This window comes from Streptomyces carminius, from assembly GCF_002794255.1.
Classification (GTDB): domain Bacteria; phylum Actinomycetota; class Actinomycetes; order Streptomycetales; family Streptomycetaceae; genus Streptomyces; species Streptomyces carminius.
Map to the genome: position 1 here is coordinate 59,813 of NZ_PGGW01000058.1, position 24,616 is coordinate 84,428.

The following is a 24,616-nucleotide window of genomic DNA, read 5'->3' on the forward strand; positions in this document are numbered from 1 at the left end:
CGTGACGGGGGCGGCCCGCCGCGCGCGTGTCACGGCCCTCAGAAGCCGCGGGTGCGCTTCGCCGCGCGGCGGCCCGGCAGCGGGGTCTCCCGGCCCGGGGCCTTGATGAACAGCCGGGCCAGCTCGTTGCCCAGGTTGACGCCGATGGCGATGGCCAGGGCCAGGGCGGCGGCCCGGGAGAGGTTGGCGATGCCGTCGTTCAGATGGCCCTGCGCGATGCCGAGCAGCCCGAAGTAGATGGCGCTACCGGGCAGCAGCGGGCCGATCGACGCCGTGATGTACGGCAGCGCCGAGACGAACTGGTAGCGCGACATCAGCTGTCCGAACAGGCCCACCAGGCCGGCCGCCGCCGCGGTCGCCGCCACCGGGTCGATGCCGCCGACGTCGGCCATCGCCCCGTACACCAGCCAGGCCACGCCGCCGTTGAGGGTGGCGAGCAGCACGGTCGAACGTTCCTGCTGGAGCAGTACGCAGAACGTCAGCGCCAGCAGCATCGCCGCCGCGAGCTGGAGGGGCGGCCGGCTGTGCAGGTCCAGCCCCTCGGGGTTGAACTCGGCGCCCAGCTCGGAGCCGATGTACAGCACCAGCAGCACCCCGCACACGATGCCGACGACCAGGTAGACCACCTCCAGCAGCCGGGCCGAGGCGGTGATGTAGAAACCGGTCAGCCCGTCGTGGACGGCCGCCACCAGGGCCCGTCCCGGGATCAGCGGGAACAGGCCGCCGGTGACGACCGCGGACGCCCTGATGCTCAGGCCGAGGTCCGGCGCGAACAGCGCGACCGCCACCCCGATCGCCGCGGGCGGCATCGCCGCCGCCACGAACTGGTAGAACTCCGGCAGTCCGCGCTTGGCGAAGAACCAGGCGAGCCGGTCGCCGAGCATCGCGCCGGCCGCCGCCAGGAAGAAGACCAGCCAGCCGCCGCCGACCAGGGTGGACGCCGCGCCGGCCAGCAGGCCGCTGGCGACGGTGAGGGTCTTCTTGGAGAACGGGTGGCGGTTGCGGCGGATCTCGGCGAGCCGGCCGTACGCCTCCTCCAGCGTCACCCCGTCACCGGTGATGTCGTCCACCAGCCGGTAGACGGCCGCCAGCCGGGTGTAGTCGGTGCCGCGGCGGCGCACCGTGCGGCTCAGCGAGACGGGGTCGTCCACGAGCGAGGGCTGGTAGGTGACCGTCAGCAGGGTGAAGGTGACGGTGGGCTCGCAGCGGTCCAGGCCGTACGCGTGCGTCACGCCGAACATCGCCGCCTCGACGTCCTCGGCGCCCTCCCCGCCCGCGAGCAGCAGTTCGCCGATCCGCAGCGTCAGGTCCAGGACGCGCGGCGGGGCCGGGCCGGTCTCGGCGTCCTCCTCGTCGGTGCGCCGGGGCCGCTCGGGCACCGGGCGCTCGCCCAGCGGCAGCCGCACCATGGTGCGCATCCGGTCCTGCCAGGGCGTCCCCGGCCGCATCAGGCCGGGGAGCGCGGGGATGCCCTCGGGCGGGGTGAAGGCGACGCCGGGCTCGTACTGTGCCTGCCTGCGCAGCCCCTCGGGGACGGCGAACTCCGACGTGGGGTGTTCGTCCTCGGGCTGCGGGGGCGGCAGCGGGACGCCCTCGGGCGGGGCGAAGGCGCTGTGCGTTCCCGTCTCCTCCGACGGGGACCGGCGCCGGTCGAAACGGTGCTCCTCCGGGCGGGTCGTCTCGGTCGTACCGCTGTTCCGCGGGGTGTACCCGGTCACGCTGCTGTCCGCTCCTCATGCCGTCGGCCGGCCGTCGTACGGCCTCGCGGTTCCCGTCCTGTCGCCGGAGATGTCCGGTTCCACCTGCGAGCATAGGTCCGCGCCGCCGGTACGGAAGGCAGGGGCGGTGTGATGTGCGCACAGGGGGCGGGCGCGGAACGGCGGGCGCGGGGCGGCGACTCGGAACGGCGGCCCGGGAACGGTCAGCCGGGCGGCCGTTCGGCGTACGGGTTCGGCGTCCCCTCGGGCAGTACCTCGACCGACCGCTCGCCCTCACCGGCCATCACGTACGCGCCGTCCCGCAGGCGCCGGACCAGGCCGCGGGTCCACTCCGCGCCGCTGACGGCGGTGTGCACCCACAGCTTCATGATCTCGCCGATGTGGCCCCACTCCTCCGGGGCGGCGGACGGGGTCCAGTGGCGTTCGACCTCCCGGCTCCACTCCTCCAGGGCCTTGACCCGCTGTTCGAGGAGGGTGATCGCCTCGTCGCGCGGCAGGTCCACGAGGAAGCCCACGCCTGCCGTGAGCACGTCGGGTTTCTCGTCGTGCGCCGTCAGCGCCCAGCGCAGCAACCGGAAGAACTCCGCCTCTCCGGCGTCCGTCAGCTCGTACTCGGTGCGCGGCGGGCCGCCGGCCGTGCTGGGCCCGGTGCCGCGGGTGTGCAGCAGGCCCTGTTTGGCCAGCTGCTTGAGCGCGTGGTAGATGGAGCCCGGTTTGGCGTTGGACCACTCGTGCGCGCCCCAGAACTCCAGGTCGTTGCGGACCTGGTAGCCGTGCGCGCGGCCGTGCTGGCGGACCGCGCCCAGCACCAGCAACCTGATCGCCGACACCGTCGTCCTCTCCCGTTCCGCCCTGTTCCGCCCTGTTCCGCGTACGGCGCCGACAACGCGCCGTGCCCGTCGCCGCCCAGCGTATCCGGGCGGCGACGGGCACGGCGTACGGGCGCGGGGGCGCCCCCGCGGCGGCCGGGACGGAGGGCGTTCCGGTCCCGGGGATCGAACACCCCCGCCGGGGCGGGGCGTTCGCTCAGGGAGTCACCCCCGTCTTCTCCAGGGCGTCGGGGGCAGTCTCAAGAGCGCGGCGGAGCAGTGTCCCCACGGTCAGAAGGACGGCCAGCCAGCAGGCACCGAGCGCGAACGCCTGGCGGTGCCCAAGACTCTCCGTGATGGCCCCGCCCACTGCGTTGCCCAGCGCGATGCCCACCAGCCAGACGCTCACCATCAGGGTGTACGACCTGGTCAGCGCGGCCCGGGAAACCAGTGTGTCCAGCAGTGCGGAGGAGGCGATGGCGGACGGGCCGGCGCACGTGCCCACCAGGAACAGCGCGGGCAACAGCAGCGCGAGACTGCTCGCGGCCCACGCCGCCAGGCCGGCCGCCACGGCCGAGCCCGCCAGGGCCGCGAGCAGCAGCCGGGCCGGTGACCAGCGCCACGGGCGGGCCCCGAAGACCAGCCCCGCGATGATCTCTCCGGCCGAGACCATCGCGATCAGTACCCCGCTGTCCGCGGCGGTGCCCAGTGCCAGGGCGGCGGCCGGCACGGCGACGGCGACGATGCCGGCCGAGAGTCCCGCTCCTGCCACGATCAACAGCAGGACGGTCAGGCCGGCGTTCCCGCGGACACCGTCGTACCAGGCGGAGGAGGTCCGCAGGGGGCGCCAGTTCCGCGAAGCTCTCGTCGTGGCGAAGAGCAGCCCCGCCCCTCCGGCCAGGAAGCCGCCCGTCACCACGGCCGCACCCGGCCCCGCCGACACCAGCAGCAGCGACGTGACCAGCGGCCCGGTCAGCAGCGCGAGCTGGAACAGCACGGCCAGCAGCGCGTATCCGGCCGTGCGGGCCCCGGCTCCCCGGACCAGTTCGGCCAGCAGCACCCTCATGCTGCCGGTGGTCGCAGGAATACAGGACCCCGCCCCGGCGCTGGCCGCGACGGCGAACCCCCGCCAGTCCACAGCGGGCGCGGCGGCAACCAGCAGGACGCCCCAGGCCGCGCAGGCCGTGCCCGCGGGCGCGAGGATCCTCGTCTGGCCGTAGCGGTCGATGAGCCGCCCCTGCGCCGCCATCCCGGCGGCGTTGCCCAGGCCGAACGCCGCCGCCGCCAGGCCGCCGACGGCGAGCGAGCCGGTCAGCTGATGTACGTACAGCAACAGGCCCAGGCCCAGCATGCCGACGGGGAGCGCGCCGAGCACCGTGGCAAGGAGCGGGACACGGAGGTCGGAGGTTTTCAGGACATCGAGATAGCCCTGCATGGGACATGCCTTTCCGGCAGGCCCACCCACCCGGGAGCCGGACTCCCCATGATCCGCCGTCATTCACGACGGCAGCTGACACGTCCAGACCTTACGGCCGCACCGGACCGATCTCAATGGCCGGCGGCCCGGGGCGCCACGACGAGGCACCGCCCCGGCCGCCGGACGACCGGGCCGGAAACGGCTTCTCACTCCATGACGGACCAGTCCGGCTCCGGCATCGCGCCCGTCTCGAAGACCAGGTCGAAGGCGCCCTTGCCGTCGATCGACTCGCGGATGACGTCCGCGTGCCCGGCGTGCCGGGCGGTCTCCTCGATCAGGTGGAGCAGGCCCCAGCGCCAGGAGCGCTCCCCGCCCTCGTCCCAGGGGACCTTCGGGGCGGTGAAGGTGACGTCGAGCGAGGGCAGCGCCCGTACCGCCGCCTCGGTCTCGCGGGCCACCTCCTCGGAGCGGGCCAGCAGGAACCCGATCGTCTCCTCCCCGCCGGGGAGGAAGCTGGTCTCCCACTCCTTCGCCCGCTCCCGGATGTCGAGGGGCTCGCCGCGCATCGTCTGCAGCGTGCCGCGCTCGACCACCGTGACGTGCTTGAGCACCCCGGCCACCGAGAGCTCGCTCGCGCTCGGCCTGCTGCGGGCCTGCTCCTCGGTGAGACCGTGCAGGGCGCGGCGGATGCCCTCGCGCTGGGCCTCCAGGTACGCCAGCAGGGCACCGCGCTCGTCGCCGGGGGCTTCGGTGGGGACGACAACAGGCATCTCGGGTCTCCTCGGGTTCACAGGCGGGCCGTTCTCTCCGACGACTCACACGCTATGCACCCTTGCGGACGACTACTGTCCTCAAGGGACACGGCGGGAAGAAAGCCGGAAGAAACGCGCCGGAGCGCGCCGCGCCGGCGGGGCGCAGGGGCACGGGGAGACAGGGGCGCGGGGCGGCCCGGCGGCGTGCCGGGCGGGAGGTTCCGCGGAGCCGCGCCGTACGGGAGCCGCGCCGTACGGCGGACCGGCCGGTCCGGCCGCTCACCGCCGTGCGGAGGTCACCGGAGGCGGAGGTTGAGGCGGAGGCGGAGGCTGAAGCGGCTGCGGCGGGCCGGTGCCCGGCGGCGCGTCAGAGGGTCTGCCGGATGCGGTGGAGGAGGTCCCGGGTCTTCACGGGCGGGAGGCTGTCCTCCAGAAGCCGGTCGAGCACCGTCTCGTACTGGGCCACCTCGTCCGGCTTGTCCACGTAGAGGGCACCGGTGAGGTGCTCCAGGTAGACGATGTCGGAGATCTCCGACTCGGGGAAGCGCAGCAGGGTGAACGCCCCGCTCTCGGCCGGGTGGCCGCCGGTGTCGAACGGCATCACCTGGAGCGTGACATGGGGCAGCTCGGAGAGCTCCGTCAGATGCCGCAACTGGGCGTCCATGACCCCGTGACCGCCGTACGGGCGGCGCAGCGCCGCCTCGTCCAGCACGCAGCGGAAGCGCGGCGCCCGCTCGGACAGGAGCAGCTTCTGCCGCTCCAGGCGCAGCGCGACCCGCCGGTCGATCTCCTCCCGCGACAGCCCCTCCTGGTGCCCGCTGGTGACGACGGCGCGCGCGTAGTCCTCCGTCTGGAGCAGTCCGGAGACGAACTGCACCTCGTAGACGCCGATGTGGGAGGCGGCGCCCTCCAGGCCGACGTACGTCTGGAACCAGTTGGGCAGCACGTCGCTGTAGCTGTGCCACCAGCCGGCCACGCCGGACTCCCGCGCCAGGTCCAGCAGGGGCTCGCGCTCCGCCTTGTCGGTGACGCCGTACAGCGTGAGCAGGTCCTCGATGTCCCTCGACTTGAAGCTCACCCGCCCCAGCTCCATGCGGCTGATCTTGGATTCGGAGGCCCGGATGGAATATCCGGCGGCCTCACGGGTGATCCCGCGGGCCTCGCGGAGTCGCCGCAGCTGAGAGCCGAGCAGAATGCGACGCACCATCGACCCGCTTGACCGGCCGGTCCCGTTTGCCCCGTTCACTCCGTTTTTCACCGGAAATACTCCTGTTGTGATCAGCTCTCCACCCCTGGCACAGGAGGAAGTGTGCCACTAATGCGCTCCGTTGCGTGCCCACGCGGTTACACACAATCGAAAGTCGTGCGTGCACGTGCATCTGCCCTTGCATCTGCTGTGGGCATTGGGAAACATGGGGAAAGCGCAAGTGCACACAGAGTCAGGGCACTTGGGCATGTGCACGATCCACCGCACCAGCACAACGAAGCGGAAGAGGAAACGGAAGACCGCTGACGGGGTCCGCCAGGGCCATGACCGCCGCATCGCCAGGAGTGCCTCGCCATGGGGACCGAAGGACCGACCGTGCTCGACCGGTTATGGCATGACTTCCCGCCGCTCGCCCCCGACACGCTCTCCGGTTCGGCCTCCCGCGTCCTGCCGCCCCGTCACGAGGCGGTGCGGACCGCCCGGGAGTTCACCCGGAGCACGCTGACGCGCTGGCGGCTGACCGGGTGCTTCGACAACGTGGCCCTCGTCGTCTCGGAGCTGGTCACCAACGCCCTGCGCCACGGCCTGTCCGACGCCGCGCCCGCGCCGGGGTCCGCGCCCGCGCCCGGCAGGCCGGAACCGCCGATCAGGCTGCACCTGATGCACTGGTCGGGCCGGCTGGTCTGCGCCGTGCGCGATCCCAGCGAGAAGGCGCCCGTCGCCAGGACGCCCGGGCTCGCGGAGCTGGCCGGCCTCCTCGGCCCCGATCCCGCCGACGGCACGGCGGACGTGCCCGGGACGCCCGGCGCGCCGGACGCCGCCGGACCCGCCACCGGATTCCCCGAGCACGCCGACTGCGCCGACTGCATCGGCGCCGAGGCCGAGTCCGGGCGCGGACTCTTCCTCGTCGAGTCCTTCAGCGACGGCTGGGGCTGGCAGCCGATGGCCGAATCCGTGCCCGGGACGTCCGGAAAAGTGGTCTGGGCACTGTTCCGGCTCAACCCCGGGGCGCGCTGAGGCGTCAGTCCTGTACGAGGTGGTCGAACTCGCCGTCCTTGACGCCGAGGAGCATCGCCTCGACCTCGGCGGGGGTGTAGACCAGTGCGGGGCCGTCCGGGAAACGCGAGTTCCGGACGGCCACGTCGCCACCGGGCAGTCTGGCGAACTCCACGCACGCTCCCTGGGAGTTGCTGTGTCTGCTCTTCTGCCAGACGACCCCGTGGAGGTCCCTGGCTGCCATGCCGTTGTACGCCTGGGGCATCGGACTCTCCCGGACAGTGCGGTCGGGTGCGGTCGGGTAACTGGAACGGTCAACTTCCTCGGATCATAACTCCGTTCATGTGCGGATGCACGTGAAGATGCACGTGCACGACAGCCTGTCACGGGTTCATGACAACGGGTCGAGAAGTGTTCCCCACCGGGCGGCGGCCGTACGGAGCGCACCGTGCGACCGGGGCAGGGCCACCCGCGGCCGAACCGGACAGGGACCGGTCGGGACCGGACGGGACGGGAACCGGACAGCACGGCCGGCCGGACCGGCGGACGAAACGGAACCGGGCCCCGGCGCCCCCGCCCCCGGACCCGCTCCCGCCCGCCCACCTGGTGTGCCCTATGCCACCGGGTCGTCGGGCCCCCGGTCGAGCAGGTCGCGCAGTTCTCCCAGCGCCTCGCCCCAGAACCGCTCGTACGGGCTGAGCCAGTCCTGTACCTCGCTGAGCGGACCGGCCTCCAGCCGGTAGTGCCGCTCACGCCCCATGCGCCGCTCGCTGACCAGACCGGCCTCCCGCAGCACCTTCAGGTGCTCCGAGAGGCTGGGGCGCCGCATGTCGAAGTGGTCGGCCAGCCGTTGCACGGGCTGTGGCCCCTCCACGCGGAGCAGGCGCAGCACCTCGCGCCGGGTGGCGTTGGCGAGCGCGGCGAAGAGCCGGTCCTCGCGGATCCGGTCCTCGCGGAGCCGGTCCTCGGGTACGCCGATGGCAGTCATGTTCCCCCTAGAGAGCCCTCGGGTGGGCGCGGAGGGGGAGGAGGATTCCGGTACCGTCGGTCAGCGGCTCCGGGCCGCCCGCCTCCGCGTCGATAACTGTGGTCGATAACTGTGGTCAATCAGTGGTCACCCGAATGATCCCCCGCCGATGCCGAAAGCGGAACCCTGTCCCGTGGGCTGAACGCCCCCTGGACAAAGGGCCGTACGGTGGTCGGCGGGTGCCGCGCGGAGGCGGCCGGGACGCCTCGCGGCACCCCCTCCGCACCGCCCGCCCTTGACCTCGAGCCGACTTCACCTTCTACCGTCGTCGTCAGCGTCGGGACGTCGGCGCGGAGGACCGGAGGACCCGCCATGAGTATGGAATCCGCCGCGTGGAACGCGCTCTACCAGGCGCGCCACGCACCCCAGGACCAGCGCCCCTTCGACCGGGCGACGCTGCGCCGCATCGCGGGCTTCGCCCGGCCGCACCGGCGGCGGCTGACCCTGTTCCTGCTGCTCAGCACCGTCACCGCGCTGCTGGCCGTGGCCACCCCGGTGCTCGCCGGGCGGGTGGTGAACGTGATCGCCGAACAGCCGGCGCCCGAGGGGGCGGCCGGCACCGTCGTCCTGCTGGCCGTGCTGATCGCGGGCATCGCGGTGGCCGAGGCCGCCGTCGGGCTGCTGGCCCGGTGGCTGTCGTCCCGGATCGGCGAGGGCCTGATCCTGGACCTGCGCACGGCCGTCTTCGACCACGTCCAGCGGATGCCGATCGCCTTCTTCACCCGCACCCGCACCGGCGCGCTGGTCAGCCGGCTGAACAACGACGTCATCGGCGCCCAGCGGGCCTTCAGCAACACCCTCTCCTCGGTGGTCGGCAACACCGTCACCCTGCTGCTGACGGTGGCGGTCATGGTGCGGCTGTCCTGGCAGATCACCCTGCTCGCCCTGGTGCTGCTGCCGGTGTTCGTACTGCCCGCGCGGCGGATGGGCACCCGGCTGGCCCGGCTCTCCCGGGAGGCCGCGAACCACAACGCGGCGATGAGCACCCAGATGACCGAGCGGTTCTCCGCGCCCGGCGCCACCCTGGTCAAGCTGTTCGGGCGCCCGGCGGACGAGTCGGCGGAGTTCGCGGCACGGGCCCGCCGGGTCCGCGACATCGGGGTGCGCACCGCGATGGTCCAGTACGTCTTCCTCACCTCCCTGACCCTCGTCTCCGCCCTCGCCCTGGCCCTGGTCTACGGCCTCGGCGGCCGGTTCGCCCTCAGCGGCGCCCTGGACCCCGGCGCGGTGGTGGCCCTCGCCCTGCTGCTGACCCGGCTCTACGCCCCGCTGACCGCCCTGGCCGGGGCCCGGGTGGAGGTGATGAGCGCGCTCGTCAGCTTCCAGCGCGTCTTCGAGGTGCTGGATCTGCGGCCCCTGATCGAGGAGCGCCCGGACGCCCGCGAGGTGCCCGGCGGCCCGGTGGCGGTGGAGTTCGACAGGGTGGACTTCGCCTACCCGTCCGCCGAGAAGGTCTCCCTGGCCTCCCTGGAGGAGGTCGCCGTGCTCGACGGCCGCGGCGGCGAACAGGTGCTGCACCAGGTCTCCTTCCGCGCCGAGCCGGGGCAGATGGTCGCCCTGGTGGGCTCCTCGGGCGCGGGCAAGTCCACCATCGCCCAGCTCGTGCCGCGGCTGTACGACACCGACGGCGGCACGGTGCGGATCGGCGGCGTGGACGTGCGCGAGCTGTCCTTCGCCTCCCTGCGGTCCGTCCTCGGCATGGCCACCCAGGACGGCCACCTCTTCCACGAGACCATCCGCGCCAACCTCCGCTTCGCCCGGCCGGACGCGGGCGAGGAGGAACTGTGGGAGGTGCTGCGCCGCGCCCGGCTGGAGGAACTGGTCGCCTCCCTGCCCGACGGACTGGACACCGTCGTCGGCGAACGCGGCTACCGGCTCTCCGGCGGCGAGCGCCAGCGGCTGACCATCGCCCGGCTGCTGCTGGCCCGGCCCCGGGTGGTGATCCTGGACGAGGCCACCGCGCACCTGGACTCCACCTCCGAGGCCGCCGTCCAGGAGGCGCTGGCCGAGGCGCTGCACGGCCGCACCTCGGTGGTGATCGCCCACCGGCTGTCCACCGTGCGGGCCGCCGACCAGATCCTGGTGGTGGAGGGGGGACGCATCATCGAGCGCGGCACCCACGAGGAGCTGCTGGCGGCCGACGGCCGCTACGGCGAGCTGTACCGCACCCAGTTCGCCCCGGGCACCACCGCCGCGTCCGCGCCCGCGCCCGCGTCCTGAGCCGCTGTTCCCGCCGCCGTCCGGTACCGGTCCCGGACGGCGGCGGGAACAAGCCGGGAACACCGGCCCTCAGACCAGGGACTCCAGGAGCGCCAGGGACTCGGCCGGCGTACGGGCCCGGGCGCGCAGCGCCCCGTACCGCTGCCGCCACACCCGCGCCTGAGCGCGCCGGGTGATGATCCGGTCCCCGGCCCGGACCGCCGTCAGCCGGTCCCCGGCCGGCTCCAGCACCGTGAAACCGCCCTCGGCCCCGCCGGGATGGCCCTCCACCGCGGTGGGCATCACCTGGATCTCCACATGCCGCCGCCGCGCCAGTTCCACCAGATGTCCGAGCTGCCCGCACAGCACCTCCCGGCCCCCGTACGGGCGGTGCAGGACGGCCTCCTCCAGCACGCAGGTGACCAGCGGCGGGGGCTGCCGCTCCAGCAGCTCACCGGCCGCCGCCTGCGCGGCGGCCTCCCGCTCCACCGTCCCGTCGTCCAGCGGCGGACGGGCCGCGTGCAGGACGGCGCGCGCGTAGTCCTCCGTCCGCAGCGGCTCCGGAACGGCCGCGGGGGCGTAGGCGTGCCACGCGGTGAGCGACGGCTGCCCGTCGTGACCGCCCCGGTACAGCCGCGCGGCGCGCACCTCCTCCACCACCTCCACCGCGGCGGCCAGGACACCGTCCGAGCCCAGCACCCCGTCGGACGCACGCAGGAAGTCCGGCCGCGGCACCCGGACCCCGGTCTCCACCGACGCCACCATGTGGACGCTGTAACCGATCCGCGGACCCAGCTCGGCCTGGGTCAGCCCACTCCGCTTGCGCAGGGCCTTGACCTGTCTCCCGACACAGCGCAGGACCGCCTCCCCGTCCACGAGCCCGTACGCCCGGTCCATCCGGTCCGTCCCGTCCGTCATGCCCCCTCCCCGAGCAGCAGCCGCCCCAGCGCGACGAACCGGGACACGGCGGCGGGCGGGCACAGCGGGCCGGGGCACCGCGGCGGGACGCACCAGTAGGCCCGGCCGGGCCGGCACTCCGTCAGGTCCGGGTGCGGCACGCCCAGTCGCGTGCCCTCGCCCAGGCACTCAGCGCCGGTGCGGTCCCGCTCCCACGCCCACTCCCGCTCCGCGCCGGCGCGGACCAGGGCGTAGTAGCGCCGCCAGTAGGCACCGGCGAACACCGGCCCGCCGCACAGCGCGTCGCGCAGACGGGCGTCCACGGCGCCGGGCTCCCGCGCGGCGGTCGCCGCGTACACCAGCGCCGCCGGGAGCCGTACCGCCGAGAACACCTCACCGCACCACAGGAGCGCCACCCCGTGGGTCTCCCACTCCGCGCGGGCTGCGGCACGGTCCGGTGCCGCGCCGAGCAGCCACCGCGCGGCGGCCTCCCCGGCCCCGGCTCCGGCCGGTCCGTACGCCCCGGTGCGCGGCTCGGCCCGACCGGTCACCGCAGTCCCTCCGCTCCGTGGCACCGGAACGCCTCGGCCAGTCGGCACCCGATGTCCCGGCCGTGCATGAGCCGCAGCGGGGCAGCGGCCGGCTCGGCCCATGGCGGGGTGTCCCACCGGGTTCCGTGCGAGGGAGGCAGTGCCACCCATCCGCCCGTCCCGGTACGCACCTCCACCGGCCGACGGCCCGAGACGGCAGCGGCTTCGCCGCCGGTGCCGGACAGCACCAGGAGGACGGCCCGCCCACCCATGACGATGCACGGCACCCGCGCCTCTCTCTCCAGCATGACCAACGCCGCCATGCCCACCAGACGGGGAACCACCAGCGCGTCGAAGGCGGCCGTGGGAGCGATGAGCGCCGCCCCGGGCGCTTGCGACAGACGCCCGGCGGCCTCCGCGGCGGGAAGGGCATCCAGCGGGCCGGGCACGGGATGCGCTCCCGGCGCGGAACAGCCGGGGTTTTCGCAGGTGCACCCCCGCCGAGGCCGGTACCGATGGCCGACCACGATCGGCCACCCCAGGATGCCGCTGTAGACGCGGACGGCCGCCTGCGGATCACGGGTATTGATCGGCTGCACGCCGAAACCCCCAAGTAATCAGGTTCTCACGGAAAGTGACTCCGCCGAGAGTGATCCCTCAGGGAACGGCCGACCCCTCAGAATCTGAGGGGTCGTTGACCAGGGGGCGTCAGTGCACCAGCTCCATGTTCTTCACCAGCCCCGACAGGGCCGCCGCCTGCGAGGGCACCCCCACCCTGACCAGGTCTGACACCAGTGCACGGGCCATGGGGTGCCCGCAGACGTAATAAGGCGCTCCGTGCGCCGCCTCGCGCAACTTCACCACAGCCGCGGGGTTGCGGCCCAGCTGATGAAGAGCCCGTGCCTCGTCGATCGCATGATGGGTACGGCGCTCCCTGCTCGGCACCGCCTTGAGATCGACCTCTTTCACGCGTGTGAGCCCGACATCCGGCTGGTCCACCTCCACGCCCGCCTCCGTCGCGTGCACCAGCACGTTCCCCCGCCCGAACACCGTGTGCGACTCCAGGTCGTTCCAGTCGGGCCCGAGCCTGTCGGCGTCCTCCAGCGCCGCGTCGATCCGCGCCCAGGCATCGTCCTTCCGCAGCCCGCGGGCGAACGCGATGGCACACCGCAATTGCAGGGCGCCCCGCAACGACAGTGCGGCCGGCTCCGGCCGACGGGCCGCCGCGTACGGTTCCAGCTCCCGCAGCGCCGCCTCCGCCACCGTCACCGTCTCCCACATGGACGCCTGGTGCAGCAGCGCTCCGCACCGGTCCCATGCCACCGCCGCTTTCAGCAAGGGGTCGTCCAGCCGGGAGGCCGCCCCGGCAGCCACCTCCGACGCGAACCAGGCGAAGTCCGGGTACCCCAGCAGGTTCAGGGCGGTGCGCGCCGTACGGGCGGCGTCCACCACCAGCCGCAGCGCCTTCCCGCGTTCCTCCGGCCCGGCGCTCAACAACGCGGTGTTCAGGTCCTCGACCACCGGCGGCAGCAGGCGGGCCACCTCCGGCAGATTCGCCGCCTGCCGCGCCGTGTTGGCTTTCCGCAGCGTCTTCCGCACTCCGGTCAGGTCCACCGGCCCGCTCAGCGGAGCCAGCCCCGGGTGCCCGGACAGGATCAGACTGGTACGGCGCATCGCCGTACGCAGAGCCGGGATACAGGAGTGCGCCAGGCTCCCGCCCTCCCGCTGGAGGCGGTAGGGCTGTCCCAGCAGCCACACCACATCGACGTCACACCGCTCGGCGATAGCGGTGATGACGCTGTACCGGTCCAAGGGGACCCGCCCGGACTCCACGTTCGCCAGCCACACCTCCGACCGCGACAGGAAATCGGCGAGTTCCCGCTGTGTCAGTCCAGCCGCAGTGCGGGCGATCCGTACACGAGTTCCAATGTGCTCGTCATCGACACGGGGCATACCGGCCTCCGCTGTGCTGGTTGTGTTCCCGACGCTCAGAACGGTACTGCCAGGAAGAACCCGTACGCCCCCGAATGCGCGAGATGCGTCCCTCTACAGGTCAATCCCGCCGCGTGGAAAGCCCACAGGGCCTTGACGGGTGACCCACCGCCCAGTTGTCGCCAGGAATCGGCACGCTCCAAACAGGCGTAACCGAGCACGGCGCGGAACATGGACCGGAGGAAACCCGTTCATTGTCGACGAATGCCCCACCGGACAGGACAAGAACAGTGGGCGGACCAGGCGCGGCACCGGAGCCGAGCAGCAGGAAGCCGGGGAGGGCTACCCAGCCACCTCCGCAAGAACCTCCAGTACCGCCGACCACGGAAGCTCACGCTCTGCCGGCCCTTCGCGGGGCTCGTACAGGGGCCAGACGTCCGAACCGTAGACCAGGTGGACGCCTCCCGCACGCAGAGCATCTATGTGACGCCGCCATGCGGGGTGACGGGCGTGGGCCGCGTTCACACGGGGGAAGACGACGACGGGCAGGCCGAGGGTGCCGATAGCCTCCCCCACCTGCGTCAATGCCTGGTTGTCCATCACGCCGGTCGCGAGTTTCGCAACCGTGTTGGCCGACGCGGGAGCCACGACGTAGCAGTCGGCCACCGGATGCGGCCGGGGCTCCCCGCTGAGACGCGGCTGGTCACGGACGGGCAATCCGGTCAACCTCTCCAGACGCCCGGCCTCACCGTTCGCCCGTAGCCACTGCCCCGCCGTCGGTGTCAGAGTTACTGCGACCCGCCAGCCTCGCTCGATCGCGGGCTCGACCAGACCGGTCCGCAGGGTCTCGACTCCCCCCGCCGCAGTGCCGACGACTCCCAAAACTCCGCGCTTTTCTGTCCTCACCGCACCATCCTGCACCGCTGAGCCATCACGAATACCTCGGATGAAACGGCGCCTCCGGCACCAGCCGCTCAACAATCCCCACAAACTGTCGCACTCACCACTTGCTTGAGCAGTCGGCCTCGGTCCAGATCGCCTGGAGGTCACGGCAGACAATGGTGAGCGTGCCGCCCCAGCAGGCGATCTCGTGGCTGCAGCCGTCCCTGTGCGGCAGGATCTCGTCGAGAATCACAGTCCCGAGGCCCGCCCCTCGGTCCTCGTCGGTGGGATCGATGATGAAGCTGGACACCCCTGTGTAGCGAATGACGAGGTCGTGGTCATGCTTCCAGCAGTTGTGCTGGAATTCGACCTCTATCTCCTCGCCGCCGGCGCTCCGGACGGCCCTAGGCGTCAGATCCTTGACGCATCGTCTGCTCTGGAAGTCGTAGTGGTCCGTGTCAGTGGCGAAGGCCCGAGCACCCGGCGGCAGATCACCAGAGATCGAGGGCAGATGGTCAAGGTAGCGAGCCGGTTCCAAGACCCCTGACAGGTCACCGACCTGCGCATCGAGATTGAGGTACTCCATCGACCTTCGCCCCTGCTCGTGGCTTCCTCCTGGCCGAAGAATCGTCGCACGGACTCACCAAACGAGATGACGCCTTGTGTGCTCTGTGCACATGAGCCGCTCCTCTCGGTAAGATTGATTGGGTGCTCGTCTCGCGTCACATCCGGCGTCATACGAACTCGGGCTTGCCCGCCACCCCGGCCAGACGGCTCAGGATGCACAGGTCGGGTACGTGCTCGGACCTGATCCTGTGGAGAATCTGGCCCGTCTCGGGGGTGCCGACATGGAGAGACGACAACTCGTCACATCCGCCGCCTACTCGGTCGCCGCTGCCGCCCTGCCGCTCGGCGCGGCGGAGGAGCTGACCGAGCGCATCGGTACGGCACGCCGCCGAGGCGTCGCAGGAGCCGCGGAGATCGATGCCGTCCGGAACATGACCAGCCTGTTCGTCACCCTTGACGAACGCCACGGCGGGCAGCACGGTCGCTCCGCCGTCGTCCAGTACCTCCGGAGTGACGTCGTCGACCTGTGCCGCGCACGTTTCGCCACCGAGGAGAAGCACCACGAAGCACTGGCCGTGGCCGCGTGCCTGGCCTATCTGTGCGGCTGGAAGGCGTATGACGCCCACGAGCACGGGCTGGCCCAGCATTACTACCTACAGGCGTACGCCCTCACCCGCGAGGCCGCGGACGAGGTGCACGGGGCGTGGATACTGCGCATCCTCGCCCACAACGGCATGGATGTGCGCCGCCCGGAACACACCCTCGACCTCGCCGAAGCCGCCCTTGCCCGTGTCAGGGGGCGACTCGCCCCGCCTGCCGAGGCCCTCTTCGCCGTCACCCGCGCCCGGGCGCTGGCCGTCGCGGGCCGCGGTCCCGAAGCCGTTCGGCAACTCCGCGCCGCTCAGGACCTCGTCCTGCGGGGCGAGCCCGACGAACTGCCCTACTGGGCCGCGCTGTGGGGACCACCCCGGGGGACCCTCGCCAGCCACACCGCCAAGACCTTCCACACACTCGGGGACCACGCCAACGCAGAGCGGCACTACGCCCTTTCCTCCCGCTACCGCCCCGGCTCCACGCACCGGCGTATCGCCGCCCTCTCCCTCATCTCACAGGGCCGCGAACAGTCCGCACTGGGACGGCTGGAAGCCGCCTGTGACACCTGGGGCCGGTCCCTGGATCTCCTGGAGGGGGTACGGTCCGCCCGCGCGGTCGACGCCGTCGCCGGTATCCGGCGACAGCTCGGGGTGTTCCGGCACCGTGGTGTCCAGACTGCGGCTGATCTCGACGAGCGGGCCCGCAACTGGCTGGGCACTCACCGGCCTCCCCGGCACATCTGACTCCGCCCAGTGCCGAAGGGGTCGGATCCGCCCCGGCCGGGGCGGGCCCGCGCCGAGCCGCTGAGCTGCTGAGCTGCTGAGCTGCTGAGCTGCTGGGTCACCTTGAGGTTCCCCGGTAACGGAAAAGTGCGTTCTTCCATGTCAGCGGCCACTCTCCTACGGTTCCCGAGTAACCACGAGAGACCGGGAGCGCCCCGGTCCGGCGGAAGCGGACCCGTGGGTCCGCACGACGAGGAGACGCACAACATGGCCATCACCCTGATGAACCCCGAAGGACTGCCGAAGGTCGACGTCTACCGGCAGGTGGCGGTCGCGACCGGGTCGAGGATGGTCTTCATCGCCGGACAGGTCTCCTGGGACGCCGACGGGGCCACGGTCGGCGAGGGCGACCTCGCCGCGCAGGTCGAGCGGTGCTACCTCAACGTCGCCGCCGCCCTGGCCGAGGCCGGCGGCTCCTTCGCCGACGTGGCGAAGCTGAACGTGCACGTCGTCGACTGGACCCCCGACAAGATGCCCCTGCTCCTGGAAGGGATCGACCGGGCCGCCGCCAAGCTGGGCGTCACCCCGGCCGCACCGGCCACCCTGCTGGGCGTCGCGGCACTGGACGTACCCGAGCACCTGGTCGAGGTCGAGGCCGTCGCGGTCCTCGACTGACCGGCTCGCCCCGCCCCGATGGCCGGCGTGACCAGATGGTGCGGGAGAAGGTGATCAACCCGTTCGTCCGGCCTCTCGCTCCGTCCCTGCTGTGGTCGGCCGAGGACGGGGAATGGACGGACGCCGACGCGGAGGCCATCGACGCCTTCACCCTGGCCCATGCCCGTATGAACCGCCGCAGAGCCCTCCGGAATCCCGGCGAGCCCTGGCTCGTCGCGACGGCCGAGGCCGCCGAGGCGTGGGCCGGGCACCGGGGCGTGGGGACCGGCTGAGACCCGGCGGGACCGGTCCAGCGGTCTGACCGGGCGTCATGCTGATGTGCCGTCATGCTGACCCCGCATCATTCTGACCGTGCCGGGCGGCACTCGGCGGGTACGGCGTACGGGCCGGGCCGACGCCCATCCGGATCAGTCCAGCGCGCGCGGGCGGCGCGCCGCCCCCACGATGAGGGCAGGGCCGCCGTGCCGGCGGTCCTGTCCGATCACCACGGGACCACCACGGGAGATGCCGCTGTGACCGTCAGTCTTGAGCAACTGCGCCGCTGTTCCGTGGCCGTCGACCTCGGCGCGGCCCGGACCCGGGTCTACCTCAAACGGTTCGGTGTCATCGTGGACGCGCCGTCCGCGGTCGCCGTGAACACCCGCTCCGGCGCGCTGATCGCGGTCGGTGCCCCCGCCGAGCGGATGGTGGGCCGCACCCCCGGGCACATCCGGGTCGTCCGGCCGGTGGCGGGCGGGACCGTGGTGGACATCGACATGGCCCGGCGGATGCTGCGCGCCCTGCTCGGCGACCGGCTCCGCCGGGCCTGGCGGCGCCGGCCGACGGCGCTGCGCGCCGCCGTCTGCGTGCCGCACGGTGCCGAGCCGCTCGCCCGGCGGGCCGCCGTGGAGACGCTCACCGGGCTGGGCGCGCGGCGGGTGGAGCTGGTGGACGGTCTCATCGCGGCGGCCGTCGGGGCCGGGCTGCCCGTGGCGGAGCCCGAGGCCACGATGATCGTGCTGTGCGGCGCCTCCACCTCCCATGCCGCGGTGCTCTCGCTGGGCTCGACCGTCGCCGCCGAGACGGTGCCGGTGGGCGGCGAGATCATCGACCGGGCCGTCGTCCAGCATCTGCGCAGCCACCACGAGCTGCTGCTCCCCGGCCAGGCGGTCCACCCGCTGCACCTGGCCATGTCCGTCGCGCCGGCCGGGCAGGCCGAGGCCGAGGTCTACGGCCGGGACGTGACCACCGGCCGGTTCCGCACGGTGAGCGTCGACACCGACGGTGTGCGCGCCGCCATCCGTCCCCCGCTGACCTCGCTGGTGGACGCCATCCGCGGGGTACTGCGACAGTGCCAGCCCGATCTGGTGGCCGATCTGGCGGACCGCGGGATCACGCTGGTGGGCGGCAGCGCGGCGCTGCCGGGTCTGGACACGATGCTGCGGCAGGCCACCGGGATGCCGGTGCGGGTCGCCGAGCAGCCGGCCGTCTGCGCGGTGGAGGGGCTGGGCGCGATGCTGGAGGGACGCGTACAGCCGTTCCACCGGGATCCGCTGGGCCGCTGAGGGGCCGCGCTGACCGGCCGCCGCCCGGCCGGCCGTCAGGTGCGGGGCACGGCGGGCGGCCGGTCCGCGCCGGCCTCGTCGGGCCGCCCGCCGGACCGGCGGGCGCGCGCCGCGTGTACGGCGTGCACCACCACCGCGAACACCACCAGGGCCGGCACCAGTCCGGCGCCCGCGCCGAACAGCGCGGTGGGCAGGTAGCCGTCCCAGGCCAGTCCCGGTTCCGCCGCCGCCCGGCGGGCGCAGCGGTGCGCCGCGCCCGCCACCGCCGCCCCGGCCGCCAGTGCCACCGCCCACCGCCGGACGGGTGCGGCCAGGACGGGCAGCCCGGCGGGCGGCGGGGAGTCGGGCAGACGCCGCCAGGCCCGGCGCAGGAAGACGGCGAGCACCACCAGGGCGACGGCCGAACTGCCGTACTGGAGCTGGTGGTGGAGCGGGACGCCCAGCGCCTCCTCGGCCAGGAGCGGCACCTGCCGCACCCCCCACCTGTCCGCGTGCGTGAAGGAGTCCCAGAACGCGTGGGTGGCGGCGCCCAGTGCCGCCGAGAGCCAGAACCGCGCCGCGAGGGAGGCGGGCGGCCGGCCTCGCCAGGTGCCGCCGCGCAGCAGCGCGTACGCCCTGTCCTGCCGCCGCCGGGGCAGCAGGGCCGCCAGCGGCGCCCGCAGCAGCAGCCACATCCCCACCAGCGCGGCGGCGAGCAGCACGTCCACGGTGAGCACCCCGGCCGGGGAGTGGGTGTGGGCGCCCAGTTCCATGGCGGCGGGTGCCGCGCTGGCGGCGTAGTACGTCAGGTCCGGCGCGAGGGTGCCCGCGACCAGCGCGGACGGCAGCAGCGGTCCCCGGCCGGTCCCGTCCGGGCGGATCCCCGGCAGCGCGGCGGCCGCGTGGCTGAGCGTGAACGGCATTCCCTGTCCCCCTGTCTCCGGCCCGTCCCCCGGGCCTCCCCCGGCGGCGGTGCCCCGCCGCGTCCTGGCGGGCCTCGGCCCGGGGCCACGGCGCGGATGTGCCGGGCCTGTCCGTGAGTCGTCCCCGTGGTGGACCGTACCGGGCCGCGGTGCGGCGCGCGCGGCCGGCCGGAGTGCGCCCGGTGGCGCGGCGTTCCGGGGGCGGGGAACGCGATCGTGAGGCGGCCGGAAGCCGCCCGCCGGCCGGGCTCACCGGGCGCACCCCGGCCGGCGCGGCGGACGGGGCGGGCCCGTGCGGGACAGGCGGTCAGCCGTGCGGGACGGGCCGGAAGCGGCGTACGGACCGGCGCCACCGCGGTTCGGCGGACGCCCGCCAGCACGGCTCCACGGGGCCGAAGCCCGGGTCGGTGCTGATGTCGGGGCCGGCGCCGAGTCCTCCGGCGGCCCCCAGGGAGGCGGCCGGGGAGCGGAGGTCGGGGGCCCGGAAGTCCGGGGCGGGCACGTCCCCGGGGAGGCTGCCGGCCGGGCCGCCGCCCGCCGCCCCGTACGCCGTGAGCACCGCGCGCTCCTCCTCCGCCACCGGTTCCCCGCCACCGCCGGTGAGCCGCTCGTACAGCCGCTGCGCGTCGAAGGGCAGGTCCCGCCGCCAGCCGCAGGCCACCACCGGCCACAGCAGCACCATGGCGCCGCTCAGCGACGAGGTCACCCCCACCTCCACCCGGCAGCCGCCCTCCCGGGGCCACAGCCGGAAGTCGTAGCGCGGCACCTGGGTGCCCAGCGGGGTCCACATGCGCTGTCCGACGAACCCCACCCGTACGGGGGGTTCGCACACCGCCCGGGTCAGCAGGCACTCGTGGCGGCGGCCCGGGAACCGGTACCGGTACGCCTCGACCGTGCCGTCCGTGCCGTCCGCACCGGCCGTGCCGTCCGTACCGGCCGTGCCGTCCCGCGCGCCGTCGCGCGTCCCGTCCGGCCGCACCTCCATCACACCCGAGTGCCAGTCGGCCAGGTTGCAGCCGTCGGCCAGGTACCCGAACACCTCCTCGACCGGCAGCGGTATCGACACGTACACCCGCACCTGCGGCATCCGGCCACCTCCTGGGAGCACGGCACCGGCCACGCGACGGCCCTCCGGCCGGCCGCGCCCCGTCCGGGCCAACCTCCTCCTACACAGCCAGGCTGGGACCGCGCGCCCCCGCTGTCCTGCGCTCATGGGCCGTTCGGGCTATGCGCGGCGCCGGGCGGCCGACCCGGCCCCGCCGGCCGGCTCTCCTGGCGGCGGCCGGCGGGGCGTGCTAGCTTCTTGGTCATACGCCCAATGCGAACGCCCAATACGATTGACCAGGGCGACCAGAACAATCAGGACGACCGCCCAGGAGGTGCCGGGAGATGACGCCCACCGCGGCCGAGCGCGGCCAGGAGACCCGGACACGTCTGCTCGACGCCGCCGCCCGGCTGATCGTCGAGGAGGGCTGGGGCGCCGTGACCACGCGGAAGGTCGCCGACCGCGCCGGGCTGCGGCCGGGCCTGGTGCACTACCACTTCCACACCGTCACCGACCTGCTGATCGACGCCTCCCTGGAGTCCGCCCGGCGGGAGGTCCGGGGCGCCCTGGAGGCGGTACGGTCCACCGGCGCGGCGGCGGGCCTCGATCTGCTGCTGGAGGCGGTGGCGGAGTACTCCCCCGAGGACCCCGGCACGATCCTGTTCACCGAGATGCTGCTGGCCGCCCGGCGCCACGAGCGGCTGCGCGCGGGCATGGCGGAGCTGCTGCGCGAGTGGCGCACCGCCGTGGCCGACTGGCTGCGCGCCGCGGGCCGCTGCCCGGACCCGGAGGCCACCGCGGTGCTGCTGGGCGCCGCCCTGGACAGCCTGGTGCTGCACCGCATGATCGACCCGGAGCTGGTCGGCGTCCCCGTCTCCGGCCCGCTGCGGCGTCTCGTGGACGCCTCCGCTCCCACCCCCACCCCGTCTGCCGGTCCGCCCGAGAGCCCCGCCGCCCCCACCGGCCCCCCGGGTGGGGGCGGCGGCTGACCCTCCGGGCGCGCCCCCGGCGTTCCGTCCCGCCCGCCGACGGGTGCCGCGCCGCGCGGCGGGACACGACCGGTGCACCCGAGGAACGACCCCGAGGAGAGACATGGCCCAGACCGCACAGGCGCGCGGCGGAGCCCGGCTGCGCAAGGTGTCCAAGACCTACGGCGCCGGTGAGGCCGCCGTGACGGCGCTGCGCGACGTCGACCTGGACGTCGAGCCCGGCGAGATGGTGGTGATCCTCGGCCCGAGCGGCTCCGGCAAGACCACCCTGCTGAACGTCATCGGCGGCATCGAGGCGGCCGACGGCGGGGAGCTGGAGGTCGCCGGGGAGACCCTGACCGGACGGCCGCCGAACTCGCTCGCCGGGTTCCGCCGCGACCGGGTCAGCTTCGTGTTCCAGTTCTTCAACCTGGTGCCGACGCTGACGGCGCGGGAGAACGCCGAGGTGATCGTCGAGCTGACCGGACGCGGGGACCGGGCCCGCGTCCCGGAGCTGCTCACGGCGGCCGGGCTGGCCGACCGCATGGACCACTTCCCCGCCCAGCTCTCCGGCGGCCAGCAGCAGCGGGTGGCGATAGCCCGGGCCCTGGCCACCGATCCCGACCTGGTACTGGCCGACGAGCCGACCGGCGCCCTGGACACCGCCACCGGCAAGTCCGTCCTGCGGCTGCTCCAGGAGGCCAACCGGCAGGGCCGCGGCGTGGTGATGGTGACGCACAACGCCTCGGTCGCGGCGATGGCCCATCTGGTGGTCTCCATGAGGGACGGCCGGGTGGAGTCCGTGGAGCGCAACACCTCGCCCGCCGACGTCTCCGCCGTGAGCTGGTGACCGGCGTGCCGCGGATCCTGTTCACCAAGACCCGGCGGGACATCCGCCGCCGGCTGGCCCAGTTCGCCGCGATCGCGACGACCGTGCTGGTCGGCGTGCTGCTGTTCACCGCCAGCTACGACGCCTACCGCAACCTCGGCGAGTCCTACGAACGCACCTACGAGCGGCTGCACTTCGCCGACCTCACCGCCACCGGCGGCGATCCGGAGCGGATCGCCCGTGCCGTGCGGGACGCCGGGGGCGTCGCGGGCGTGACGGTGCGCACCGAGGCCCGGGTCCCGATGCGCGTCGGCGACGACAAGCTCCTCGGCCGGGTCACCGGACTGCCCGCGGACGGGCGGCCCGAGGTGGGCCGGGTGGACGTGGTCGACGGGCGCGGCCTGTCCCCCGGCGACCCCGGCGGGGTGCTGGTGGAGCGGCACGCCGCCGACACCTTCGGACTGTCCCCCGGCGACACGCTCCGCGCCTTCGACGGCTCCGCCTGGCGGACCCTGACCGTGCGGGGCACGGTGGTCTCCCCGGAGTACCTGTGGCCCGCGTACACCCGGCAGGAGGTGCTGATCGACCCGCACTCCTTCGCGGTGCTGTTCGCGCCCGAGGCCACCGCCCGCGAACTGGCGGGCGACGGCTCCCGGCAGACCCTCGTGGAGCTGACCGGCGCCGCGCGCGGCGGCCCGGCGGCCGACCGGATCGCGGACCGGCTGCGCGAGGCCGGCGCGGTGGACGTCATGCCGCGCGCCGACCAGCCGTCGAACGCCACCCTCAAGGAGGACCTCAAGGGCTTCGAGCAGCTCGCCGTGGCCTTCCCGGTGCTGTTCCTGTCGGCGGCGGCCGTCGCGGCGTACATCCTGATCACCCGGCTGGTGCTCGCCGAGCGGAAGATCATCGCCACCTTCCTGGCCGCGGGCGCGCCGCGCGGCACCGTGGTGCGCCACTACCTGGGCCACGGCGTCCTGGCCGGTACGGCGGGCGCCGTGCTCGGGGCGGCGCTGGGCACGGCCGCCACCGCCGGGGTGTCCCACGCCTACACCTCGGCGCTGGACATCCCCGACACGGTGGTGCAGACCCGCCCGGGCGTGCTGGTCACCGGCCTGTTCTTCGGTGTCCTGGTGGGCCTGGCCGGCGGCATCGCGCCCGCGCTGGCCGCCTCCCGGGCCGCTCCCGCGGAGGCGATGCGCGGCGACGCCGGCACCCCGAAGGCCCCCGGGCGCTGGGGCCGGGCGGTGGCCCGGGCCCGCCGGCTCCCGGTGGTGCTGCGGATGGCCCTGCGCGAGCTGACCCGCAGCCGGCGCCGCACCCTGGCCACCATGACGGGCACCGTGCTCGCGCTGATCCTGACGCTCTCCTCGGTCGGCATGATCACCAGCATGGTGTCCCTGCTGGACGTGCAGTTCGGCACGGTGCAGCGGCAGGACGCCACGGTGGTGGCCGATCCGCGCGCGGGGGACCTGGCGGAACGGCTGGGCGAGGTGGAGTCCGTGGCCCGGGTCGAGGCGATCACCACGGTGCCGGTGACCGCGTCGGCGGACGGGCACTCCTACCCCACCACCCTGACGGGCTACCGCCCCGGCACCGTCATGCACGGCTTCCGCACCGGGGACGGCGGCACCCGGGAGCTGCCCGGGGAGGGCGTCCTGGCCGGCCGGGCGCTCGCCGACCGGCTGGACGTCTCGGTCGGCGACACCCTCACGGTGCACACGCCGGGCGGCGCGGAACGGGTGCGGCTGGCCGGGCTGCTCGACGAGCCGATCGGCACCGAGCTGTACGCCACCCGGGACACCGTCGCCGCCCTGACCGGGCTGGAGGCCAACGGCTACCAGCTCCGCTTCGAGGACGGCGTCACCGGGGACGGGCGGGACGAGGCGCGCTCGGCGGTCACCGCCCTGGACGGCGTGGTGGCGTACACCGACGAGCAGGCCCTGCGGCGGCAGATCGACCGCTTCCTCGGCCTGTTCTGGATCTTCGCCGGGGTGATGCTGGTCCTCGGCGGGATCCTGGCCCTGACGGTCATCTACGTGACGATGACCGTCAACGTGGCCGAACGCACCAACGAGCTGGCCACGCTGCGGGCGGCGGGGGTGCCCCTGCGCCGGATCGCCAAGATCCTGGCCGTCGAGAACCTCACCGCCACCCTGCTGGCGGTCCCGGCCGGGCTGGTGCTCGGCGCGGTCGCCGCCCGGGAGTCCCTGCGCGCCTTCGACAGCGACATGTTCACGGTCGAGCTGTCGATGGGCTGGCCGGTGCCGGCCGCCGCCGTGGCGGCCGTCCTGGCGGCGTCGCTGCTCTCCCAGGTGCCGGCGGTGCGCATGGTGCGGCGCCTGGACCTGGCCCGGGTCGTACGGGAGCGGGCCCAGTAGGCGGGCGGCGGGCCCCGGACGGAACG

Annotated in this window: 24 protein-coding genes; 9 read left to right on the forward strand and 15 right to left on the reverse strand. The window is 73.8% G+C overall.

Annotated elements, in window-relative coordinates; all coding sequences use genetic code 11:
* Nucleotides 1-38 precede the first annotated feature (38 nt).
* From CUT44_RS17440 to CUT44_RS17460, 5 genes are all read right to left on the reverse strand, one after another.
* The gene (locus CUT44_RS17440) at nt 39-1,718 is read right to left on the reverse strand and encodes a threonine/serine exporter family protein (protein ID WP_100202816.1); all 1,680 of its coding nucleotides are present in this window, start codon (nt 1,716-1,718) and stop codon (nt 39-41) included.
* A gap of 203 nt (nt 1,719-1,921) precedes the next feature.
* A complete protein-coding gene (locus CUT44_RS17445; RefSeq protein ID WP_100202817.1) occupies nt 1,922-2,548 on the reverse strand; it encodes a PadR family transcriptional regulator in 627 nt (208 codons plus the stop codon).
* A gap of 196 nt (nt 2,549-2,744) precedes the next feature.
* Nucleotides 2,745-3,962, reverse strand: a complete 1,218-nt coding sequence (locus CUT44_RS17450; RefSeq protein WP_158239625.1) for an MFS transporter — start codon at nt 3,960-3,962, stop codon at nt 2,745-2,747.
* Between the two features lie 188 nt (nt 3,963-4,150).
* Nucleotides 4,151-4,714, reverse strand: a complete 564-nt coding sequence (locus CUT44_RS17455) for a DinB family protein (RefSeq protein WP_100202819.1) — start codon at nt 4,712-4,714, stop codon at nt 4,151-4,153.
* A 349-nt stretch (nt 4,715-5,063) separates the two neighbouring features.
* The gene (locus CUT44_RS17460; protein ID WP_100202820.1) at nt 5,064-5,903 is read right to left on the reverse strand and encodes a helix-turn-helix domain-containing protein; all 840 of its coding nucleotides are present in this window, start codon (nt 5,901-5,903) and stop codon (nt 5,064-5,066) included.
* 354 nt (nt 5,904-6,257) lie between these two features.
* On the opposite strand from CUT44_RS17460, the gene CUT44_RS17465 reads away from it, so the two are divergent.
* Nucleotides 6,258-6,920 carry an ATP-binding protein gene (locus CUT44_RS17465; RefSeq protein WP_100202821.1) on the forward strand — a complete coding sequence of 221 codons (663 nt, stop codon included), beginning with the start codon at nt 6,258-6,260 and terminating at the stop codon, nt 6,918-6,920.
* Between the two features lie 4 nt (nt 6,921-6,924).
* On the opposite strand, the gene CUT44_RS17470 is transcribed toward CUT44_RS17465, so the two are convergent.
* Nucleotides 6,925-7,164 carry a DUF397 domain-containing protein gene (locus CUT44_RS17470; protein WP_100202822.1) on the reverse strand — a complete coding sequence of 80 codons (240 nt, stop codon included), beginning with the start codon at nt 7,162-7,164 and terminating at the stop codon, nt 6,925-6,927.
* A gap of 348 nt (nt 7,165-7,512) precedes the next feature.
* The gene (locus CUT44_RS17475; protein WP_100202823.1) at nt 7,513-7,887 is read right to left on the reverse strand and encodes an ArsR/SmtB family transcription factor; all 375 of its coding nucleotides are present in this window, start codon (nt 7,885-7,887) and stop codon (nt 7,513-7,515) included.
* A gap of 351 nt (nt 7,888-8,238) precedes the next feature.
* Between CUT44_RS17475 and CUT44_RS17480 the strand changes: the two genes are divergently transcribed.
* Nucleotides 8,239-10,146, forward strand: a complete 1,908-nt coding sequence (locus tag CUT44_RS17480; protein WP_100202824.1) for an ABC transporter ATP-binding protein — start codon at nt 8,239-8,241, stop codon at nt 10,144-10,146.
* A 69-nt stretch (nt 10,147-10,215) separates the two neighbouring features.
* On the opposite strand, the gene CUT44_RS17485 is transcribed toward CUT44_RS17480, so the two are convergent.
* From CUT44_RS17485 to CUT44_RS17510, 6 genes are all read right to left on the reverse strand, one after another.
* Nucleotides 10,216-11,043 carry a helix-turn-helix domain-containing protein gene (locus CUT44_RS17485; protein ID WP_100202825.1) on the reverse strand — a complete coding sequence of 276 codons (828 nt, stop codon included), beginning with the start codon at nt 11,041-11,043 and terminating at the stop codon, nt 10,216-10,218.
* On the reverse strand, nt 11,040-11,573 hold the full coding sequence (locus CUT44_RS17490) for a hypothetical protein (protein WP_100202826.1): 534 nt from the start codon (nt 11,571-11,573) through the stop codon (nt 11,040-11,042). Before CUT44_RS17490 ends, CUT44_RS17485 begins: the two co-directional genes overlap by 4 nt.
* Nucleotides 11,570-12,001 (reverse strand): hypothetical protein, encoded by a 432-nt coding sequence (locus tag CUT44_RS17495; protein ID WP_100202827.1) that lies wholly within the window; start codon nt 11,999-12,001, stop codon nt 11,570-11,572. The genes CUT44_RS17490 and CUT44_RS17495 overlap by 4 nt, the downstream gene beginning before the upstream one ends.
* Nucleotides 12,002-12,260: 259 nt before the next feature.
* Nucleotides 12,261-13,505 carry a helix-turn-helix domain-containing protein gene (locus CUT44_RS17500; protein WP_100202828.1) on the reverse strand — a complete coding sequence of 415 codons (1,245 nt, stop codon included), beginning with the start codon at nt 13,503-13,505 and terminating at the stop codon, nt 12,261-12,263.
* A gap of 321 nt (nt 13,506-13,826) precedes the next feature.
* On the reverse strand, nt 13,827-14,534 hold the full coding sequence (locus CUT44_RS17505) for a flavoprotein (RefSeq protein WP_332888272.1): 708 nt from the start codon (nt 14,532-14,534) through the stop codon (nt 13,827-13,829).
* Entirely contained in the window at nt 14,485-14,952 is a 468-nt protein-coding gene (locus tag CUT44_RS17510; protein WP_100202830.1) for a hypothetical protein, read from the reverse strand. The genes CUT44_RS17505 and CUT44_RS17510 overlap by 50 nt, the downstream gene beginning before the upstream one ends.
* 262 nt (nt 14,953-15,214) lie before the next feature.
* Between CUT44_RS17510 and CUT44_RS17515 the strand changes: the two genes are divergently transcribed.
* The 4 genes from CUT44_RS17515 to CUT44_RS17530 all read left to right on the forward strand — a co-directional run bounded on the left by CUT44_RS17515 (nt 15,215) and on the right by CUT44_RS17530 (nt 18,468).
* Entirely contained in the window at nt 15,215-16,270 is a 1,056-nt protein-coding gene (locus CUT44_RS17515; protein ID WP_146252251.1) for a tetratricopeptide repeat protein, read from the forward strand.
* 246 nt (nt 16,271-16,516) lie between these two features.
* Entirely contained in the window at nt 16,517-16,924 is a 408-nt protein-coding gene (locus CUT44_RS17520) for a RidA family protein (RefSeq protein WP_100203038.1), read from the forward strand.
* Between the two features lie 35 nt (nt 16,925-16,959).
* A complete protein-coding gene (locus CUT44_RS17525; RefSeq protein ID WP_100202832.1) occupies nt 16,960-17,196 on the forward strand; it encodes a hypothetical protein in 237 nt (78 codons plus the stop codon).
* A 240-nt stretch (nt 17,197-17,436) separates the two neighbouring features.
* Nucleotides 17,437-18,468 (forward strand): rod shape-determining protein, encoded by a 1,032-nt coding sequence (locus tag CUT44_RS17530; RefSeq protein ID WP_100202833.1) that lies wholly within the window; start codon nt 17,437-17,439, stop codon nt 18,466-18,468.
* A 35-nt stretch (nt 18,469-18,503) separates the two neighbouring features.
* On the opposite strand, the gene CUT44_RS17535 is transcribed toward CUT44_RS17530, so the two are convergent.
* Nucleotides 18,504-19,370: a DUF4184 family protein gene (locus CUT44_RS17535; protein ID WP_100202834.1), complete on the reverse strand. Its 867-nt coding sequence runs from the start codon at nt 19,368-19,370 to the stop codon at nt 18,504-18,506.
* A gap of 307 nt (nt 19,371-19,677) precedes the next feature.
* Nucleotides 19,678-20,457 (reverse strand): SRPBCC family protein, encoded by a 780-nt coding sequence (locus CUT44_RS17540; RefSeq protein WP_158239626.1) that lies wholly within the window; start codon nt 20,455-20,457, stop codon nt 19,678-19,680.
* Nucleotides 20,458-20,759: 302 nt separating this feature from the next.
* Here CUT44_RS17540 and CUT44_RS17545 point away from each other — a divergent pair, with 302 nt between their 5' ends.
* The 3 genes from CUT44_RS17545 to CUT44_RS17555 all read left to right on the forward strand — a co-directional run bounded on the left by CUT44_RS17545 (nt 20,760) and on the right by CUT44_RS17555 (nt 24,590).
* A complete protein-coding gene (locus CUT44_RS17545) occupies nt 20,760-21,404 on the forward strand; it encodes a TetR/AcrR family transcriptional regulator (protein ID WP_100202836.1) in 645 nt (214 codons plus the stop codon).
* Nucleotides 21,405-21,507: 103 nt separating this feature from the next.
* Nucleotides 21,508-22,233 carry an ABC transporter ATP-binding protein gene (locus CUT44_RS17550; protein ID WP_100202837.1) on the forward strand — a complete coding sequence of 242 codons (726 nt, stop codon included), beginning with the start codon at nt 21,508-21,510 and terminating at the stop codon, nt 22,231-22,233.
* A complete protein-coding gene (locus CUT44_RS17555; RefSeq protein WP_233221458.1) occupies nt 22,230-24,590 on the forward strand; it encodes an ABC transporter permease in 2,361 nt (786 codons plus the stop codon). Before CUT44_RS17550 ends, CUT44_RS17555 begins: the two co-directional genes overlap by 4 nt.
* Nucleotides 24,591-24,616 lie beyond the last annotated feature (26 nt).